Source organism: Seonamhaeicola sp. S2-3, from assembly GCF_001971785.1.
In the GTDB taxonomy this organism is placed as follows: domain Bacteria; phylum Bacteroidota; class Bacteroidia; order Flavobacteriales; family Flavobacteriaceae; genus Seonamhaeicola.
This window is the reverse complement of record NZ_CP019389.1, coordinates 260,093-278,924: the sequence shown is the minus strand read 5'-3', so window position 1 is coordinate 278,924 and position 18,832 is coordinate 260,093. Positions and strand designations below refer to the sequence as shown.

At 31.8% G+C, this 18,832-nt stretch carries 21 protein-coding genes; 10 read left to right on the top strand and 11 right to left on the bottom strand.

What is annotated here, in order from left to right; genetic code table 11:
• The first annotated feature begins 15 nt into the window (after positions 1-15).
• The 3 genes from BWZ22_RS01355 to BWZ22_RS01345 are packed head-to-tail and all read left to right on the top strand — an operon-like array spanning position 16 to position 2,242.
• Positions 16-351, top strand: a complete 336-nt coding sequence (locus tag BWZ22_RS01355; protein WP_076697503.1) for a tRNA-binding protein — start codon at positions 16-18, stop codon at positions 349-351.
• 3 nt (positions 352-354) lie between these two features.
• On the top strand, positions 355-1,251 hold the full coding sequence (locus tag BWZ22_RS01350; protein ID WP_076697500.1) for a bile acid:sodium symporter family protein: 897 nt from the start codon (positions 355-357) through the stop codon (positions 1,249-1,251).
• A gap of 10 nt (positions 1,252-1,261) precedes the next feature.
• Complete coding sequence (locus BWZ22_RS01345; protein WP_232225208.1) at positions 1,262-2,242, top strand: lysophospholipid acyltransferase family protein; 981 nt, start codon at positions 1,262-1,264, stop codon at positions 2,240-2,242.
• A 234-nt stretch (positions 2,243-2,476) separates the two neighbouring features.
• Here the strand turns inward: BWZ22_RS01345 and BWZ22_RS01340 are convergent, their stop codons facing one another.
• Positions 2,477-2,902, bottom strand: coding sequence for a DUF1573 domain-containing protein (locus BWZ22_RS01340; RefSeq protein ID WP_076697497.1), 426 nt, complete (start codon positions 2,900-2,902; stop codon positions 2,477-2,479).
• 236 nt (positions 2,903-3,138) lie between these two features.
• Between BWZ22_RS01340 and BWZ22_RS01335 the strand changes: the two genes are divergently transcribed.
• On the top strand, positions 3,139-5,775 hold the full coding sequence (locus BWZ22_RS01335; RefSeq protein ID WP_076697494.1) for a valine--tRNA ligase: 2,637 nt from the start codon (positions 3,139-3,141) through the stop codon (positions 5,773-5,775).
• 24 nt (positions 5,776-5,799) lie between these two features.
• On the opposite strand, the gene BWZ22_RS01330 is transcribed toward BWZ22_RS01335, so the two are convergent.
• The 6 genes from BWZ22_RS01330 to rsfS all read right to left on the bottom strand — a co-directional run bounded on the left by BWZ22_RS01330 (position 5,800) and on the right by rsfS (position 10,639).
• Complete coding sequence (locus tag BWZ22_RS01330; RefSeq protein WP_076697492.1) at positions 5,800-6,066, bottom strand: acyl-CoA-binding protein; 267 nt, start codon at positions 6,064-6,066, stop codon at positions 5,800-5,802.
• Entirely contained in the window at positions 6,066-6,716 is a 651-nt protein-coding gene (locus tag BWZ22_RS01325; RefSeq protein ID WP_076697489.1) for a phosphatidylserine decarboxylase family protein, read from the bottom strand. The genes BWZ22_RS01330 and BWZ22_RS01325 overlap by 1 nt, the downstream gene beginning before the upstream one ends.
• Entirely contained in the window at positions 6,706-7,527 is an 822-nt protein-coding gene (locus BWZ22_RS01320) for a phosphatidate cytidylyltransferase (protein ID WP_076697486.1), read from the bottom strand. Before BWZ22_RS01320 ends, BWZ22_RS01325 begins: the two co-directional genes overlap by 11 nt.
• Before the next feature lies 1 nt (position 7,528).
• Complete coding sequence (locus BWZ22_RS01315; protein ID WP_076697483.1) at positions 7,529-8,137, bottom strand: LUD domain-containing protein; 609 nt, start codon at positions 8,135-8,137, stop codon at positions 7,529-7,531.
• A gap of 117 nt (positions 8,138-8,254) precedes the next feature.
• A complete protein-coding gene (gene ftsH, locus BWZ22_RS01310) occupies positions 8,255-10,258 on the bottom strand; it encodes an ATP-dependent zinc metalloprotease FtsH (RefSeq protein ID WP_076697480.1) in 2,004 nt (667 codons plus the stop codon).
• 9 nt (positions 10,259-10,267) lie between these two features.
• The gene (gene rsfS, locus BWZ22_RS01305) at positions 10,268-10,639 is read right to left on the bottom strand and encodes a ribosome silencing factor (protein ID WP_076697477.1); all 372 of its coding nucleotides are present in this window, start codon (positions 10,637-10,639) and stop codon (positions 10,268-10,270) included.
• 93 nt (positions 10,640-10,732) lie between these two features.
• Here rsfS and BWZ22_RS01300 point away from each other — a divergent pair, with 93 nt between their 5' ends.
• Positions 10,733-11,461, top strand: coding sequence for a biotin--[acetyl-CoA-carboxylase] ligase (locus BWZ22_RS01300; protein WP_076697474.1), 729 nt, complete (start codon positions 10,733-10,735; stop codon positions 11,459-11,461).
• Here BWZ22_RS01300 and BWZ22_RS01295 read toward each other — a convergent pair.
• Together BWZ22_RS01295 and pyrE are read right to left on the bottom strand one after the other, a co-directional pair.
• A complete protein-coding gene (locus BWZ22_RS01295) occupies positions 11,458-11,853 on the bottom strand; it encodes an SRPBCC family protein (protein ID WP_076697471.1) in 396 nt (131 codons plus the stop codon). The two genes, BWZ22_RS01300 and BWZ22_RS01295, sit on opposite strands and share 4 nt — an antisense overlap.
• Positions 11,854-11,922: 69 nt before the next feature.
• On the bottom strand, positions 11,923-12,567 hold the full coding sequence (gene pyrE, locus BWZ22_RS01290) for an orotate phosphoribosyltransferase (protein WP_076697468.1): 645 nt from the start codon (positions 12,565-12,567) through the stop codon (positions 11,923-11,925).
• Positions 12,568-12,699: 132 nt separating this feature from the next.
• Between pyrE and BWZ22_RS01285 the strand changes: the two genes are divergently transcribed.
• The 3 genes from BWZ22_RS01285 to BWZ22_RS01275 all read left to right on the top strand — a co-directional run bounded on the left by BWZ22_RS01285 (position 12,700) and on the right by BWZ22_RS01275 (position 15,521).
• Entirely contained in the window at positions 12,700-13,281 is a 582-nt protein-coding gene (locus BWZ22_RS01285; protein WP_076697465.1) for an NUDIX hydrolase, read from the top strand.
• Positions 13,282-13,432: 151 nt separating this feature from the next.
• Positions 13,433-13,819 (top strand): hypothetical protein, encoded by a 387-nt coding sequence (locus tag BWZ22_RS01280; RefSeq protein WP_076697463.1) that lies wholly within the window; start codon positions 13,433-13,435, stop codon positions 13,817-13,819.
• A gap of 82 nt (positions 13,820-13,901) precedes the next feature.
• Positions 13,902-15,521 (top strand): SulP family inorganic anion transporter, encoded by a 1,620-nt coding sequence (locus BWZ22_RS01275; protein ID WP_076697460.1) that lies wholly within the window; start codon positions 13,902-13,904, stop codon positions 15,519-15,521.
• 7 nt (positions 15,522-15,528) lie between these two features.
• On the opposite strand, the gene coaD is transcribed toward BWZ22_RS01275, so the two are convergent.
• Both coaD and BWZ22_RS01265 read right to left on the bottom strand, forming a co-directional pair.
• Positions 15,529-15,984 carry a pantetheine-phosphate adenylyltransferase gene (gene coaD / locus BWZ22_RS01270; protein ID WP_076697457.1) on the bottom strand — a complete coding sequence of 152 codons (456 nt, stop codon included), beginning with the start codon at positions 15,982-15,984 and terminating at the stop codon, positions 15,529-15,531.
• Between the two features lie 18 nt (positions 15,985-16,002).
• Positions 16,003-16,977 carry a D-alanine--D-alanine ligase gene (locus BWZ22_RS01265; RefSeq protein ID WP_076697454.1) on the bottom strand — a complete coding sequence of 325 codons (975 nt, stop codon included), beginning with the start codon at positions 16,975-16,977 and terminating at the stop codon, positions 16,003-16,005.
• Positions 16,978-17,118: 141 nt separating this feature from the next.
• On the opposite strand from BWZ22_RS01265, the gene BWZ22_RS01260 reads away from it, so the two are divergent.
• Together BWZ22_RS01260 and BWZ22_RS01255 are read left to right on the top strand one after the other, a co-directional pair.
• The gene (locus BWZ22_RS01260; protein ID WP_076697451.1) at positions 17,119-17,673 is read left to right on the top strand and encodes a PASTA domain-containing protein; all 555 of its coding nucleotides are present in this window, start codon (positions 17,119-17,121) and stop codon (positions 17,671-17,673) included.
• A gap of 22 nt (positions 17,674-17,695) precedes the next feature.
• Entirely contained in the window at positions 17,696-18,733 is a 1,038-nt protein-coding gene (locus BWZ22_RS01255) for an RluA family pseudouridine synthase (RefSeq protein WP_076697448.1), read from the top strand.
• Positions 18,734-18,832: the final 99 nt, after the last annotated feature.

Here is an 18,832-nt window from a genome sequence, read left to right as displayed (position 1 = left end):
TTGTATTTTTAAAAAATGAATAAGACAATAACTTTTGAAGATTTTACCAAAGTAGATTTAAGAGTAGGAACCATTATTGAGGTTAATGATTTTCCTGAAGCTAAAAAACCAGCTTACCAATTAATAATAGATTTTGGAGCTTTAGGCATTAAAAAATCTTCTGCTCAAATTACTTCACTATATAAAAAAGAAGATTTGTTACAAAGGCAAATTGTAGCTGTAGTAAACTTACCTAAAAAGCAAATAGCCAAATTTATGAGTGAATGTTTGGTTTTAGGAGCTGTTAAAGATAAAGATGTCATGCTTTTAAACCCAGAGAGTAAAGTGGTTAACGGCAGCACGGTATCTTAAAGTATGCAAGAACTAGACTCTGTAAAAATTAACTTTGATAGCGGTGGGCTGTGGGTGCTAAATATAGCATTAGCAGTGGTGATGTTTGGGGTAGCTTTAGGAATTACACTAAGCGATTTTAAAAATTTATTGAAGCAACCCAAATTGGTTTTTGTTGGTGTATTGTCTCAGTTTATATTGCTGCCTTTTGTAACATTTTTATTAGTTAGCTTTATTAAACCACAACCAAGTATTGCTTTAGGTATGATGATGGTGGCTGCTTGTCCTGGTGGTAATATTTCTAATTTTATGACGCATTTGGCAAAAGGCAATACGGCACTGTCTATTAGTTTAACCGCATTTGCAACATTTTTTGCCATTGTTATGACACCGTTCAATTTTCAGTTTTACGGAGGTTTGTATCAACCTACAACACAATTATTAAAAGAGGTAGCGTTAAACCCTTTAGAATTAGTGAAATTGGTGACTTTAATTCTTGGGATTCCTCTGGTTTTAGGTATGGTATTAAGGCATTTTAAAGCACAATTGGCATTAAAGATTTCAAAAATTTTAAGGCCATTGTCAATATTTATTTTTGCAGCTATAGTAGTTATTGCATTTTCAAACAATATTGATATTTTTAACAGCTACATACATCATGTACTGGTTATAGGTATTTCACATAATATATTAGCTATTTTATTGGGGCTTGCCGTAGCTATACTATTTAAGTTATCTTTTAAAAATAGAAAAACCATAGCCATAGAAACAGGTATTCAAAATTCCGGATTGGGCTTATTACTTATTTTTACATTTTTTAATGGCTTAGGAGGCATGGCAATTTTAGCTGCTTTTTGGGGAATTTGGCATATTATTTCGGGGTTAACACTAGCTTTTTATTGGTCTTCTAAAGGTAATTAAGCAATACAATTTGAAAAAAATTTGGTTATATAGCGTACGCATGTATTTAAGGTTAGGAATGTTTTTCTACTTTAAAAAAGTACTAGTTCATGGTATTAACAATATACCAAAAGATAAACCCGTTTTACTTTTAGGAAATCACCAGAATGCGCTTTTAGACCCTTTGTTAATTGCCGTTTACGCTAATAGGTTTTCTTTTTTTCTTACTAGAGCTGCCGTTTTTAAAAAAACGCTTATAAGTAAAATTTTAAAGAGTTTACAAATGCTTCCGGTGTATAGAATTAGAGACGGATGGCATAGTTTAACAAATAACAATGCCATTTTTGAAACATGCTCTAAGTTGTTGTACCAAAACGAGGCAATTGTAATTTTTCCTGAAGGCAACCATAATTTAGAAAGACGCGTAAGGCCGCTTAGCAAGGGCTTTACTAGAATAGTTTTTGATACTTTAGAAAAATATCCGAATATAGATTTACAATTAGTCCCGATTGGATTCAATTATCAAGATGCTCTAAATTTTCCTGATAGCACCTCTTTAATTTTTGGGAAACCTATAGCAGCAAAAGAATTTATTTCAAAAAATAGACATGATAATGTTAATGCTCTAAAAGAGGCTGTTTATTCAGAATTAAAGAAACTAACTACTCATATTCCACAGGAACATTATGAGGATGTTTTAAACAAGTTAAAGGCTTTGCATGTTGATTTTTTAAAGCCAAAAGAAGTAAATAAGTGTATTGAAAGTGGTTTTATAAGCTGTAACAAAAAAGAAACATCTAAAGTTAGTGGTTTAAAAAGTATCTTCAAATTATTGCTTATAATTAATTTAATAGTGCCTTACACTATTTGGAAATTAGCTGTTCAGTCAAAAATTACAGAGTTAGAGTTTGTGTCTACCTTCAGGTTTGTGATTGCAATAACCTTAGTTCCTTTTTGGGTTTTAATAATATCTGTTGTATTGCTATTAAATTTTGGATGGTTTGTAGGTTAATTTATTTTGTTTCAAGTTTAGTTTTAGCACTTTTAGCAACTAAGCTATAACAAAAAAATGCAACATTGTAACGGTTTTTTATGAATGGAATTATCCTGTCTTGAAATAGTTTTAAAACAAGAGAGTATTATAAACTAAAAATCCTGAACAATAAACTTATATTGTTCAGGATTAATAAATTATTTTTAATCCTTTAATAACTTGTATCAGTTATTTAGGACTTAGGCATTGTCTTTATTTCTGTACGATACTTTTATTTTTTTTTTCAAGTACACTAGCTTTACTAGAATCTACCACCAAACCTTTAATTTTTAAAGCAACAGTAGGTGTTTTAGCATTAGAAATTACTGTAATAGTTTTTCTAATAGGACTCACTCTGTTAGTGTCATATTTTACCTTAATTTCTCCTGTTTTACCAGGCATAATAGGGTCTTTTGGTTTAGAAGGAATAGTACATCCACAAGATGATTTAACATTAGAAATTATAAGTGGGGCATTTCCAGTATTCGTAAATTCAAAAACCCTTACACCATCAGATCCTTTTTCAATAGTTCCATAGTCTATCGTTTCAGTTTTAAACTTTATTTCTGCCTGTTTTTCTTGAGCAGTAATAGAGAAACTGATTAAACCGATAAATAAAATTGTAATTAAATGTTTCATTACTTTTACTTTTTTAATTCTTTGTAAACATAGGTACTTTTTCTATAATCAGCAAAAAAAATAGATGAAATACACTTATGTTGACATATTTAACTTGGTTAAAGGTACATATTACTTTTCTTAGATTACTTTAAAAAATCGTTAAAATTATTAGTCTTTCAAAAGCGCATAATAGTTTTTACAGAAAAAGAAATATAAGTACTTTTGCCAATTATTATTCAAAAACTATTCCAAACATGAGTATTCCATCAAAATACGATGCACAACAGGTAGAAAATAAGTGGTACGACTACTGGATGAAACATAATTATTTTCATTCTACACCAGATGATAGAGAGCCGTACACTATTGTTATTCCGCCACCAAATGTCACAGGAGTACTGCACATGGGGCATATGTTGAATAATACTATTCAAGATGTATTAATTCGTCGTGCACGATTACAAGGTAAAAATGCATGTTGGGTACCGGGTACAGACCATGCATCTATTGCAACCGAAGCTAAGGTAGTTGCAAAACTTAAAGAACAAGGCATAGATAAAAACGATTTAACTAGAGATGAGTTTTTAAAACACGCTTGGGATTGGACGCATGAATACGGTGGTGTAATCTTAGAACAATTAAAAAAACTAGGTTGTTCTTGCGATTGGGATCGTACCAAATTTACTATGGACGACGATATGAGCGAAGCCGTAATAAAAGTGTTTGTTGATTTATATAACAAAGGTTTAATTTACCGCGGTTACCGTATGGTGAATTGGGATCCGGAAGCAAAAACAACACTTTCAGATGAAGAAGTTGAATATGTAGATAAGCAAGGTAAATTATATCATATAAAATATCAAATTGAAGGTAGCAATGAGACGTTAACTATTGCTACAACACGTCCTGAAACTATTTTAGGAGATTCGGCAATTTGTATAAATCCTGAAGACGAACGTCACTTTAATTTAAAAGGAAAAAAAGCCATTGTACCAATTTGTAATCGCGTTATTCCTATTATTGAAGATGATTATGTAGATATAGAATTTGGAACAGGTTGCTTAAAAGTAACACCGGCTCATGATGAAAACGATAAGGTTTTAGGCGATAAGCACAACCTTGAAGTGATTGATATTTTTAATGAAGATGCTACTTTAAATAGCTACGGTTTACATTACGAAGGAAAAGATCGTTTTGTAGTTAGAAAAGAAATTGTAAAAGAACTTGAAAGCTTAGGTTTAATAGAAAAAATAGAAGACCACAACAACCGTGTTGGTATTTCTGAGCGCACAAAAGCCATTATTGAACCTCGATTAAGCGACCAATGGTTCTTAAAAATGGAAGGATTGGTAAAACCTGCTATTGAAGCCGTTTTAGGTGATGATGCCGATATTAAATTATTCCCTAAAAAGTTTGAAAACACCTATCGTCACTGGATGGAAAACATCCGCGATTGGAATATTTCACGTCAGTTACTTTGGGGACAACAAATTCCTGCTTATTACTATGGCGATGGAAAAGAAGATTTTGTAGTTGCCGAAACTATTGAAGACGCTGTAAAGTTAGCTCAAGAAAAGACTAGCAATAAACATCTAACAGTCAACGACTTACGTCAAGAAACCGATGCGTTAGATACCTGGTTTTCATCTTGGTTATGGCCAATGTCGGTTTTCGATGGTATTCGTAACCCAGAAAACGAAGATATAAAATACTATTACCCAACAAACGACTTGGTAACGGGGCCAGATATTTTATTCTTTTGGGTTGCCCGAATGATTATTGCTGGTTACGAGTATCAAGGAGAAATGCCTTTTAAAAATGTTTATTTAACAGGTTTGGTACGCGATAAACAACGTCGTAAAATGAGTAAATCTTTAGGGAATTCACCAGACGCCTTAAAACTAATTGAAGAATACAGTGCCGATGGTGTTCGAGTTGGGTTACTGTTAAGTAGTGCTGCCGGAAACGATTTGTTGTTTGATGAAGCATTGTGCCAACAAGGAAAAGGTTTTGGTAACAAAATTTGGAATGCCTACCGTTTGGTTGATGGTTGGAAAGTTTCCGAAACTATTGCGCAACCAGAAGCAAGCAAAATAGCGATTGAGTGGTACGAATCTAAATTTCAAAAAGTATTAATTGAGATAGAAGATCACTTTAGTAAATACCGTTTAAGCGATGCGCTAATGGCTATTTACAAGTTAATTTACGACGATTTTTGTGGTTGGTTGCTAGAAATGGTAAAACCAGCTTATCAACAGCCAATTGACGCGAAAACATACAATGCTATTATTTCAATTTTTGAAGATAATTTAAAAATTGTACATCCGTTTATGCCATTTTTAACTGAAGATCTATGGCATTACATAAAAGAGCGTACACCCGAAGAAGCTTTAATTGTAGCTAGTTGGCCAACAACTAAACCAATCAACGAAACCTTAATTTCTGAATTTGATTTTGCTTCGGAAGTAATCTCAGGTATTCGTACTATTAGAAAGGAAAAGAATATATCCTTTAAAGATGCGATTGGTTTTTCTGTAATAAATAACGAAAAATCATCGACTACATTTGATGCTATTATTACAAAAATGGGGAATCTAGAAGCTATTGAGTATGTAGATGAAGCAGTAGAAGGCGCTTTAACCTTTAGAGTAAAATCTAACGAGTATTTTGTGCCAATGGTTGGTGCTATTGATGTTGAAGCCGAAATTAAAAAACTAACCGAAGAGTTAAATTATACAGAAGGTTTCTTAAAATCGGTACAGAAAAAACTATCAAACGAGCGTTTTGTAAACAACGCACCAGAACAAGTTGTTGCTAGTGAGAAAAAGAAAGAAGCAGATGCTTTAGCTAAAATAGAAACTTTAAAAGCTAGTTTAGCTAGTTTGGGATAAGATTAAAAACCTAAAAAGAGATTATTATTCTCTGTATAAAAAGTATTTATTAACTAGTTCTATATACTTTATTTTAGCTTCATCTTGAGAGATGTCTTTTGCTTGAAATAAAGCGTTTGTTTTAAAAGCATTTATTAAAGCTTCTCTGCTTTTTGGTCTGCCGTAATCATTTGTAGCCTTTTTGTAATAGGCGTAAAGTTTCAATAGGGTGTCGGCAGGAAAAGGCTCTTTATGAGCATTAACTCTAGCCACAGCTTCTTTAAATTCTATGTCTAATTCTTCACTACTCATTACATTTCAGCAATAATGGTTTCGCCACCGCGAACTTTTTGATTTAATTCAACTTTTAAATTAGTATCCAAAGGTAAAAATAAATCTACTCTAGACCCAAATTTAATAAAACCAGCATCATCACCCTGTTTAGCAGTTTCATTTACTTTAGCATAATTAACAATGCGTTTTGCTAAGGCACCAGCAATTTGTCTATACAATACTTTTCCGTAGGTATCATTCTCAACAACAATAGAGGTTCGTTCATTTTCTTCACTTGCTTTAGGATGCCATGCAACTAAATACTTACCAGGGTGGTATTTGCTAAAAATAATCTTACCGCTAATAGGATAACGTGTTACATGAACGTTTATTGGAGACATAAATACGCTTACCTGAAGGCGTTTTTCTTTAAAATATTCTTTTTCAAAAACCTCTTCAATAACTACTACTTTACCATCAACCGGAGCAATAACTTGTTTGTTGTTAATAACCGTTTTTCGTTTAGGATTTCTAAAAAATTGAAGTATTAGTAATAATAAAACTAAAAAGGCTATCATTAGTAATGTGCGCAACCAATAGATAGAAATAAAGCTATCAATTAATAAAAATGATGCCGCAACAATAACAAATGTTATAATAATTATTTTATGGCCTTCTTTATGAAACATACTGTAAAAGTCTTAAAAATGAATAAATAAATGGTGCCGCAAATATGATACTATCTAATCGGTCTAACAAACCACCATGACCAGGCATAATTACACCGCTATCTTTAACACCTGCTTGTCTTTTAAATTTAGATTCTATTAAATCTCCTATGGTACCAAATACACTAATAATTATACTTAAAATTAACCAATTACTAAAGTTTAAAGTTTCTGTAAAGTTAGCAATAAAATAGCTTGCTACGCATGAAAAGAATAAGCCTCCTAAAAAACCTTCAACTGTTTTTTTGGGTGAAATTTTTGCAAACAGTTTTTGTTTACCAAAGTTTTTACCAACTAAATAGGCAAAAGAATCGTTTACCCATATGAGGATAAAGGCTCCAAGTAATATTGTAGAATTGTAACTATTTTGATAGTTGGCAATTAAAATTATAAAAACAAAAGCACTGGATAAATAAAAGGTTGTTAACAAAAATTTTTTTGATGCAAATAAGGGGATGGTTTTTTCTGAAAACAAATCTTTAATTAGAAAGAGTTCAACAAAAATGGTTATTACCATAAGTATTTGAGTAGCTTCATCTAAACCTAAATGGGTGTTTAATACTAGTTTCCAATAGACGAAAATAAAGTAGAGAACCACATAAAAAATATACGGAAAGATGCTTTTTAATTGAATAAGCTTTTTAAATTCTGCTAAACAAATAAAACCAAACACAAAAAAAAGAATGATTAAGGCATGTTCATTTTGAAAACAACCTATTAGTAGTGAAATGTAAAGAAGGCCAGAGAGACCTCTTATTAGAATTTCCTTCATTCTATAAATCTTCTAAAAGTAGTAAGTATAGATCTTTAGCACTGCTACCATAACTTAAAAAGTCTTTTTCATCTCCAGATTTAAAGTGTTTAATGGTAGTAATATTGGTAGGGATTTTTTGTTTGTTTTTAGATTTTATACCACGTAATCCTTCACCAATATTTTCAACTATTTGGCTAGTGGTTGCAAAAACTACAAAATTAATAGGGAGTTCTGGTAGTTTTTTTTCGAAAATTTGTTTTGATGATATTAATAACGACCCATCATTAGCAATTAAATTTTCACAGGTAGTAAAGAAAAAAGTAGATTCGCTAATATTTAGAGTAGGGTTTAAGTCAGAATTTTTGAATTTGTCCTTTAAATTGTCATCTAAAAGCAACACTTTTTTATCATGCCATTTATTTTCTTCTATAATATTGTCTAGATTTTGATAGATTTCATTTAAGTTTTCACAATAGAGAAATTTACCACCATTAGCCTTAAAGTTTATTGTAAACCTTTCATCTATAGGTAGTTTAATTTCTGGCATATATTTGCCTCTTTCTTCAGATTTTAATTCCTCTTTTGCACTTTCAGATTTGGAACCAAAAATTTTTCTAAAAAGACTCATGGAGTGACTGCTATTAACCTATTTTTTGTTGTTTACCAAATATAAAAAATCTTAAATTAAACTTAAGTTTAATTTAAGATTTTTATTAAAAGCTTAACGAAATAAGCTGAATTCAATTTATTTTTCAGAGTTTTCTGTACTTTCAGAGTCCTTTAGTTCTTCCTTTGTACTCGCTTCTGTTTCTTTTTGGTCTTCTATTTTTTCTTTATCAAAAGCACGTTTACCAAAAATTCTTTCTAAATTATCTTTAAAAATAACTTCTTTATCAAGTAATTCCTCAGCAAGTTCGGTAAGCTTATCTTTGTTTTCTTCTAAAAGTTTAACAGCTCTTCTGTATTGCTCTTCTATAATATCTGAAATTTCTTTATCAATTAACTCAGCAGTTTGTTCGCTGTATGGTTTGGTAAACCCATATTCATTTTGGCCTGAAGAGTCATAATAGGTAAGATTACCAATTTTATCACTAAGTCCGTAAATAGTTACCATGGCTCTAGCTTGTTTGGTAACTTTTTCTAAATCGCTTAATGCTCCAGTTGAAATTTCATTAAAAATAACCTGTTCTGCAGCTCTTCCTCCTAAGGCGGCACACATTTCATCTAACATTTGTTCTGGGCGAACAATTAGTCTCTCTTCTGGTAAATACCAAGCAGCTCCTAAAGAACGTCCACGTGGCACTATGGTTACTTTTACAAGTGGCGCAGCGTGTTCTAACATCCAACTTACCACGGCATGACCTGCTTCGTGAAAAGCAACTGCTCTTTTTTCACTAGGAGTAATAATTTTATTTTTCTTTTCTAATCCACCAATAATTCTATCTACAGCATCAAGAAAATCTTGTTTATCAACTTCTTTTTTACCGTTTCTAGCAGCAATTAAAGCGGCTTCGTTACAAACGTTAGCAATGTCTGCTCCAGAGAATCCTGGTGTTTGTTTAGAAAGAAAATCGGTGTCTAAATCTTTCGCTTTTTTAAGAGGCCTTAAATGCACCTCAAAAATTTCTTTACGTTCTCTAATATCTGGTAAATCAACATAAATTTGTCGGTCAAATCTACCAGCACGCATTAAGGCTTTATCTAAAATATCGGCTCTATTGGTTGCGGCAAGTACTATAACATTTGTATTAGTACCAAAGCCATCCATTTCTGTAAGAAGTTGATTTAGTGTGTTTTCTCGTTCATCGTTACTCCCAGACATGGCATTTTTACCTCTTGCTCTACCAATAGCATCAATTTCATCAATAAAAATGATTGAAGGCGATTTTTCTTTAGCTTGCTTAAATAAGTCGCGTACACGAGAGGCACCAACCCCAACAAACATTTCTACAAAATCTGAACCAGACAGCGAGAAGAAAGGTACTTTAGCTTCGCCAGCAACAGCTTTAGCTAATAAGGTTTTACCAGTTCCTGGAGGGCCAACAAGTAATGCGCCTTTTGGGATTTTCCCTCCAAGTGTGGTGTATTTTTCGGGGAATTTTAAAAAGTCTACAATTTCTTGAACTTCTTCTTTAGCACCTTCTAGACCAGCAACATCTTTAAAAGAGGTTTTAACTTCTGTATTCTGATCAAATAATTTTGCTTTAGATTTTCCTATGTTGAAAATTTGCCCACCAGCAGCACCACCGGCACCTCCAGACATTCTTCTCATTATAAAAATCCATACTCCAATTAATAAGATAAAAGGGAGGATACCAATTAAAAGGTTTCCAATAGTATCGGTTTCTGTATCGTATTCAACTATAGGTTTAGTATCTAAATTATCTATGATACTATTTAGTTTATTTTCAAAATTCTGAAGGTCTCCAAATTCAAATTCATAGTTTGGTATACGACCAACAGTTGGAATAAACGTGTGTTGTTTAGAATTTTTGTGTTCATCTTTAGCTTCTGCCTCTGTGGTTAAATAAACTCTAGCAACTCTTGTGTTTTTTATAATATCAATTTTTTCAACATCACCATCAGCTAAAAATTTAAAGAAATCTGATGTTGTAGTTTTAGACCCTCCACTATTACTACTGCTTCCAAATAATTGAAATCCTAAAAATAGGGCAATTAAAATGCCGTAAATCCAATACGGGCTAAATTTTGGTTTTTTGTCTTTTATGTTTTTTTTATCGTTTGCCATGTAATTTTCTTAATAACTAGTTTCTATTATTGTTGTTTTTGCATCGCCCCAAAGACTTTCAATGTCATAATATTCTCTAACATGTTTTTGAAATACATGTACAACAACATTAACATAATCTATTAAAACCCATTCAGCATTATCTTCGCCTTCAGTATGCCAGGGTCTGTCTTTAAGTTCTTTGCTTACTTTTTTTTGTACGGAGTTAACTATGGCGTTTACTTGTGTGTTAGAGTTTCCTTCACATATAATGAAGTAGTCACAAACGGTGTTTTCAATATCTCTTAAATCTAAAATATTTATTTCTTGACCTTTAACATCTTCAATGCCACTAATTATTACAGATATTAACTGGTCTGCACTTATTTTTTCTTTCGCCATTAATTTTATTTAATTTGTGCAAAGTTATTATTTTTTTAGTTCTTTACACTTTAAAATAATTATAAGATTTTAAAGACTAACAATAACCTTTATATGCATATAATCAAACTTAATGCCACTGATTCTACAAATAGTTATTTACGTAGGTACGTTGCAGAGAATAAAGTTGAAGATTATACCATTGTTGTAGCAAAAGAGCAGACACAGGGTAGAGGGCAAATGGGTACTGTTTGGGCTTCTGATGCTTGTAAAAATCTTACTTTCAGTGTGTTTAAGGATTTGAGTGGGCATGTTGTAGAGTTTCCTTATTATATAAGTATGGCCATTTCTTTAGCTATTTTAAAAGCTTTAAAATCATTAAATATTCCTAATTTAAGTATTAAATGGCCTAACGACATTTTGTCAGCAGATAAGAAAGTTTGTGGGATTTTAATTGAAAATGTCATAAAAAATAAATTAGAATCTACAATTATAGGTATAGGGGTTAATGTAAACCAAACTAAGTTTGATGGTTTGCCTAAAGCTACATCTTTAAAAAATATAACAGGAGTTCATTTTGATTTAGATGAAGTGTTATTTAGGATTATAACCTATACAAAAGAATATTCAACATTACTTCAAGCGGGAAAATACGAAGCGGTAAAGAAAGAATATGAATCTAATTTGTTTAGAAAAGACAAGCCTTCAACTTTTAAAGATGCAGAAGGTTCTTTATTCTCTGGTTTTGTTAAAGGTGTTACTAAATACGGAAAGTTAATGGTTATTTTAGAAGATGAAATTTTAAAAAAGTTTGATCTTAAAGAAATTACAATGCTTTATTAAATAGCTTTAGGAATACTAGTAGCTAATGTTTCAATAAATTTGGTAATGGGGCTTTTAATCATCATAGCCATCATGGGGTTAAAATCTCCGGCAAATTGTAATTGTACTTCGCTTGAGGCATCCCCTGTTTTAACAATATTTCCAGTTAATGAAAAATCTATTTTACCACTAGCAGCACCTAAAACAATTTTGTTAGGAGCTTCAACAGCTTTCTTTTCTAAAACTATTTCTGGCATTCCTTTTAATGCAAAAACAAATTTATCTTCTCCTAAAACTTCAAATTTACTAATGTTTTCTGGCATTAAGCTTTTAAAATTTTTAACATCGGCTAAAAATTCAAAGACTTCTTCTGGAGATTTTTCAACGTTTATTTTTGGAGATTCTAAATTCATAATACTGAGGCGTTATAGTTTGTTAATTTGTTAAGTTGGTTGTTTAAAACATTTTACAAAAGAGTAAAATCAAATACCATTCCATTCACTTGGGTTGGTATTCCATTCAGATAAAGTTTTTAATTGATCTTCAGAGATATACTTTGTTTCTAAGGCTTGTTCTAAAAGGCTTTCGTAATTACCTAAGGTTTGTAGTTTTACGTTAGCTTCTTCAAAATTTTTGGTAGCAACATCAAAGCCATAAGTAAAAATAGCAATCATACCTTTAACATTAATACCAGCATCTCTTAAAGCTTTAACGGCATTTAAACTGCTTTTTCCGGTGCTTATTAAATCTTCTACAACTACTACGTTTTGTCCTTTTTCTATAAAACCTTCAATTTGATTTTTCCTGCCATGACCTTTAGCGTCTGGCCTTACATAAATAAAAGGTAAACCTAAATATTCTGCAACCAACATACCAATACCAATAGCTCCTGTGGCTACACCAGCAATAGCATCGGGTTTTCCATATTGTTTTTCAATTTGTTTACCCATAGTTTCTCTAACGTAGTTACGAATGGGAGGAAACGAAAGGATAATTCTATTATCACAATAAATAGGCGATTTCCAGCCAGAAGCCCAAGTAAAAGGTTCTTTTGGGCTAAGTTTAATGGCATTAACTTGCAATAAAACTTCGGCCGTTTTTTTAGCGGTATTTTTATTAAAAATCATGTTGACAAAAATAAGGATAAATTTAATTTTATGTTAAAGAAGCGTTATTAATAAAAATATTTTTTTTAACAATTGTTGGTTTGTATCTAAAAGTGATATTTTTACCATGCCTTAAAAATGTAAATACAAAGTATGCATAAAATTTTTGTTGGAGATAAACCTATAATTTTAACCACTAAGGTTGAACAAGAAACTAACTTTAAAAATTATTTACTTGATACTGTAAATATTGGTAAAGTTATTAAAGAACTTAAAAATTCATCATTGAATGAAGTTAGGCTTATTCATAAAAATGAAGATAAACTTTTAAGTAAATTTTTAAAAAAACTACCTAATGTAATAGCAGGTGGAGGTAAGGTTTACAACCAAAAGGGCGAAGTATTATTTATTTATAGGAATGATAAATGGGACTTACCAAAAGGAAAGGCCGAAAAAAAAGAAACCATTGAAGAAACCTCCATTAGAGAAGTTGAAGAAGAAACAGGTGTTGAAGGATTAAAAATAACAAAACCACTAAAAACTACTTACCATATTTTTAAGCGTAATGGTCGTCATAAAATAAAAATAACTTACTGGTTTGAGATGAAAACTAACTTTAATGGTAAATTATATCCGCAAGAAAAAGAAGGAATTACCAAGGTGGAATGGCTAAACAAAAAACAAGCTTTAAAAGCCCTTAAAAACTCTTATGCTAACATAAGAGAATTGGTTTAATTTTTAAACTAACATAAACTTTTTTATAATCTGAAAAATTAAAAATAAAATAACTATTTTAGCTAATAAGCTTATAGTTTAAAATTGCTAAAAGATTACTTTTTTTTGAAGTGTTTGTAATTTTTTAAATCTCTCTAAATTAGGATTTTATATGAAAAGTTATGAGCTATCTTTTGGCATAATAAACATTATTAAAAATAACTTAGCAGAAGTTATTGTTAACGAAGGCGTGGTGATGGATGAACTTATTATAGATGAGTACCATGATTTTTTGCTAACCAATTTAGAAGCGCCATTCTCATTACTAATAAACAAAAAGCATTCTTATACATACACTTTTGAGGCTCAAAAAACAATAGCCCATTTAGATCAAATAAACAAAATGGCAGTTCTTTTTACAACCTCGGGAGCCTATATGTCTACCAAAACATTAATGAGTGTAAATACTGGTATTGATAGTAAAATTAGAATGTTTCAAAATAGAGATGAGGCCTTAAATTGGCTAACTAATGTTTTAACAAAGACTCAAACGTTTTAGTATTCTTGTTTGTTGAATTATAGTAAATTACTTGCTTCTTCTTTTTTTACCATTAAATTTGCACCTTCAAAAAAAGAGAGTCATGACGGAATTTATTCAAAAGCGTGCTAAAAATGCTAAAAATGATATTTTAAGTGGGGCAACAGTAGCATTAGCATTAGTGCCAGAAGCCGTAGCTTTTGCTTTTGTAGCTGGTGTAGATCCGCTAGTTGGATTATATGCAGCCTTTATGGTTGGGCTAATAACTTCAATTTTTGGTGGACGACCAGGTATGATTAGTGGAGCTACTGGAGCCTTGGCTGTTGTAATGGTGAGTTTGGTAGCAGAAGGTAACGCTATGGGGGCACCAGATGAAAATTTAGGACTTTACTACTTATTTGCTACTGTTATTTTAATGGGGGTAATACAAATGTTAGCAGGGGTTTTAAAACTTGGTAAGTTTGTTAGACTCATTCCTCATCCAGTAATGATGGGCTTTGTAAACGGTTTAGCTATTGTTATTTTTATGGCACAGTTAAAAATGTTTAGAGATGCAGACGGCGTGTATTTTACTGGTTCAGAATTATGGACAATGATTGGTCTTGTGGCATTAACAATGGGTATTATGTTTGCTTTACCTAAGTTTAAATTAACCAAAAAGTTACCAGAAGCTCTTATTGGTATTATAGTAGTTTCACTAATTGTAGTTTTTGGAAATTTAGATGTTGCTACCGTTGGTAGTTTTATTAGAGATGGTGGTGGAGAAGGTTTAAAAGGAGGTTTACCGCAATTTCAAGCAGATATATTTAGTAAAGTGCCTTTTAATTGGCAAACCATTAAATTTATTGGTCCGTATGCCGTAATATTAGCAGCTATTGGGTTAATAGAATCTTTAATGACACTTAATTTGGTTGACGAATTAACCGAAACCAGAGGTAATGCTAATAGAGAATGTATGGCTCAAGGTGGTGCCAATATAGTTACCGGATTTTTTGGTGGTATGGGTGGTTGCGCTATGATTGGGCAATCTATAATCAATATTAAAGGTGGTGGTCGTGGTAGGCTATCAGGTATTACTGCTGCTGTTTTATTGTTAGTTTTTATACTGTTTGCATCTACTTATATAGAACAAATTCCTATTGCAGCTTTGGTAGGTGTTATGTTTATGGTTGTAGTTGGTACCTTTGCGTGGAGTAGCTTTAGAATTCTTAGAAAAATACCAATAAGTGATGCCATTGTTTTAATAACGGTATCATTAATTACTGTTTGGAAAGATTTAGCGGTAGCTGTAATAGCAGGAGTTATAATTAGTGCATTGGTGTTTTCTTGGGAAAATGCCAAACGTATTAGAGCTAGAAAACGTATTAAGGATGATGGTACAAAAACTTATGAGATTTGGGGACCACTTTTCTTTGGATCTATTAAGGCCTTTAATGAGAAATTTGACGTTAAGAATGATCCTGAAAAGGTAGAAATAGATTTTGTTGAGTCTAGAGTTAGTGATCATTCTGCTATTGAAGCTATTTACAATATAGTAAACAAATATGAAGCCGAAGGGAAATCAATAAAACTAAAACATTTAAGTGAAGATTGTAAGCTGTTACTTTATAAATCGAGTCCTAAATTTAGAGAAGTTATCATAGAGGATATTGATGACCCAAGGTATCATTTAGCTGAAAATCCAGAGGCGTTTACCAAAGGACTATCAGAGTATAATTTTTAAAAATTGTTTATTTTATTCTAACGCTACTAGGTACTAACTTGGTATAATCGCCTTTGTTTCTTATTACATCACGCACAATAGATGATGCTATATAAGAAGTACGAGCAGCTGTTAATAAGAAAACGGTTTCAATTTCAGATAAACTTCTGTTGGTATGAGCAATGGCTTTTTCAAATTCAAAATCGGCAGGATTTCGTAAACCACGTAAAATAAATTCAGCATCAATTTCTTTGCAGAAATCAACGGTTAACCCTTTGTAAGTCATTACTTTTACTTTGGGTTCATCGGCAAAGGCTTCTTCAATAAAAGTTTTTCGTTGTTCAAGAGAGAACATATATTTTTTATCGGCATTTACACCAATGGCAACAATAATTTCATCAAAAAGGGTAACTCCTCTTTTTATAATATCATAATGTCCTAAAGTTAATGGGTCAAAAGACCCTGGGAAAATGGCTCGTTTCATTTTATAAAAATAACTTTTTTATTTCAAAGCTTCTTCAATAGCATTGTCAAATAAATTTTCTAAAGAAATTCCTGCGGCAGCGGCTTGTTGCGGCAATATACTTTCTTTGGTTAGTCCAGGTACAGTATTAATTTCTAATAGATGCGGTTCACCATCTTTAAAAATATATTCACTTCTAGAAAAGCCTGTCATTTTTAAAGTTTCATAAACTTTTTTAGCTATAGTATTAACTTTATTTTCTTGTTCTTTACTAAGTCTTGCGGGGGTGATTTCTTGTGATTTTCCTAAGTATTTTGCTTCGTAATCAAAAAAATCATTTTCAGAAACAATTTCTGTTATGGGTAATACCTTTGTTTTGCCTTTATAGGTTATAACGCCAACAGAAACTTCGGTTCCATCTAAAAATTGCTCAATAATAATTTCGTCATCTTCTTTAAAAGCAACATCAATAGCTTTTTGTAAATCTTCTTGTTTGTGTACTTTGGTTACACCAAAGCTACTACCAGCTTTATTAGCTTTTACAAAACAGGGTAAGCCTACTTTTTTAACTATGGCAGCTTCATCAATAGTATCACCTAAATTTAAATAGTAGGATGCCGCAGTTTTTATACCGTAGGGTTTTAAAACACTTAAACAATCGCGTTTATTAAAAGTAACCGAGGCTTGATACATAGGGCAGCTAGTGTGTGGAATACCTAATAATTCAAAATAGGCTTGCATATAACCATCTTCACCAGGCGCACCATGAATGGCATTAAAAACACAGTCAAACGTAATTGTTTTATCTTCTGTTTTAACCGAAAAATCGTTTTTATCAACTGGAAATTCAGCATCATTTTCATCAACATACACCCATTTGTCTTTAAAAATATGAATACGATATGCGGTATATTTTTGCGGGTTTAAGGTTTCAAAAACTACATTTCCGCTTTTAAGAGAAATTTGATATTCGCTAGAATAGCCTCCCATAATAATGGCTATATGTTTCTTCATTAAATTAAAATTATGTTTTAGTATTCATCTAAAACTTACAATAATTTCGTATTTATTATAAGTTAAGCTAAAATATCATATATATTGCAAAAGAAAAAGCAGTTCTGTTTTTATATATTTGCGGTATTCAAAATTCAATACATGAGCATTGTTAAATTCTTAGTAAGTAAAACATTTTTAAAGCAAATTTTATTGGCTATTGTAGCAGTAGTTGTACTGTGTTTTATAATGTTGTGGTGGTTAAAAGGCTATACACATCATGGTGATTTTGAAACGGTTCCAGATTTAAAAGGAAAATCTATTAGTGTAGCTCAATTAGAGTTAAGTGAGAATAATTTAGTTATGCAAATTCAAGATTCTGCTAACTATAACCCTAATTACCCTAAATTTTCGGTAATAGAGCAAGAACCTGCTGCAGGAACACAAGTAAAAGAAAACAGAAAAATATATTTAACGCTTAACCCATCTGGTTACAGAAAAGTTGAAGTGCCAGATTTAAGAGAACGTACCTTTAGGCAAGCAAAACCAAATTTAGAAGCTTTAGAGTTTAAAGTTGGAAAAATTACTTATGAAGATAATATTGGTAAAGATTTGGTATTGAAAATGTATCACAAAGGAAAACTTATAAAACCTGGTGATAAACTTGCAAAAACTTCTGTAATAGATTTAGTGCTTGGTAACGGGAAACGCCCGTAAATAATTAGTTTTAACGTATTTAATGGAAAACCTTAAGCCACAGTTGCCCGAAGAGGATAACCTCTATGAACATTATACTTTTACAGTTAAAGAAGGGCAAACTCCATTGCGTATAGATAAATACGTAATGAATTTTGTTGAAAATGCCACAAGAAACAAAATACAAACGGCAGCAAAAAATGGAAGTATTTACGTTAATGGTACCCCAGTTAAACCAAGTTATAAAGTAAAACCTAACGACCAAATAAGGGTTCTTTTTACACACCCTACTTACGAAAATTTATTGGTAGGAGAAGATATTCCGTTAGATATTGTTTATGAAGATAATGAGTTGCTTGTAGTTAATAAACCAGCAGGTATGGTGGTGCATCCCGGTCACGGAAATTATTCTGGCACCTTAATAAACGCTTTAATTTATAGGTTTGATAACTTACCAAACAATTCTAGTGAACGTCCCGGATTGGTACATAGAATTGATAAAGATACTAGCGGACTTTTAGTTGTTGCGAAAACCGAAGAAGCCATGACTCATTTATCTTTACAGTTTGCTGAAAAAACTAGCGAGCGCGAATACGTAGCGTTAGTTTGGGGAAATGTAGAAGCAGATGAAGGTACCGTAGAAGGCAATATTGGGAGACACCCAAAGAACCGATTACAGAACACGGTATTTCTTGGTGATGATGCCGAAAAAGGTAAACCAGCGGTTACCCATTACAAAGTTTTAGAGCGTTTGGGCTATGTTACCTTGGTGTCTTGTAAGTTAGAAACAGGGCGTACCCATCAAATACGCGTACACATGAAACATATTGGGCACACGCTGTTTAACGATGAACGCTATGGTGGCGAAAAAATATTAAAGGGTACCACCTTTACCAAATACAAACAGTTTGTAGATAACTGTTTTAAAATACTGCCAAGACAAGCGTTACATGCAAAAACACTAGGTTTTGTGCATCCCAAAACAGGTGAGTTTATGCAATTTACTTCAGAAATTCCAGACGATATGCAACAGTGTATTGAAAAATGGCGAGGATACTCAAAGCATATTGAGGGGCTTTAGAGTTTTTAGGGGGGTAATGGTCTTGTATACAATATAGCTTTTGAGTTAGCTTTAATTTTTTTTAATACCGAAATAGAAAACCATGAGGTTTTTTTGTAC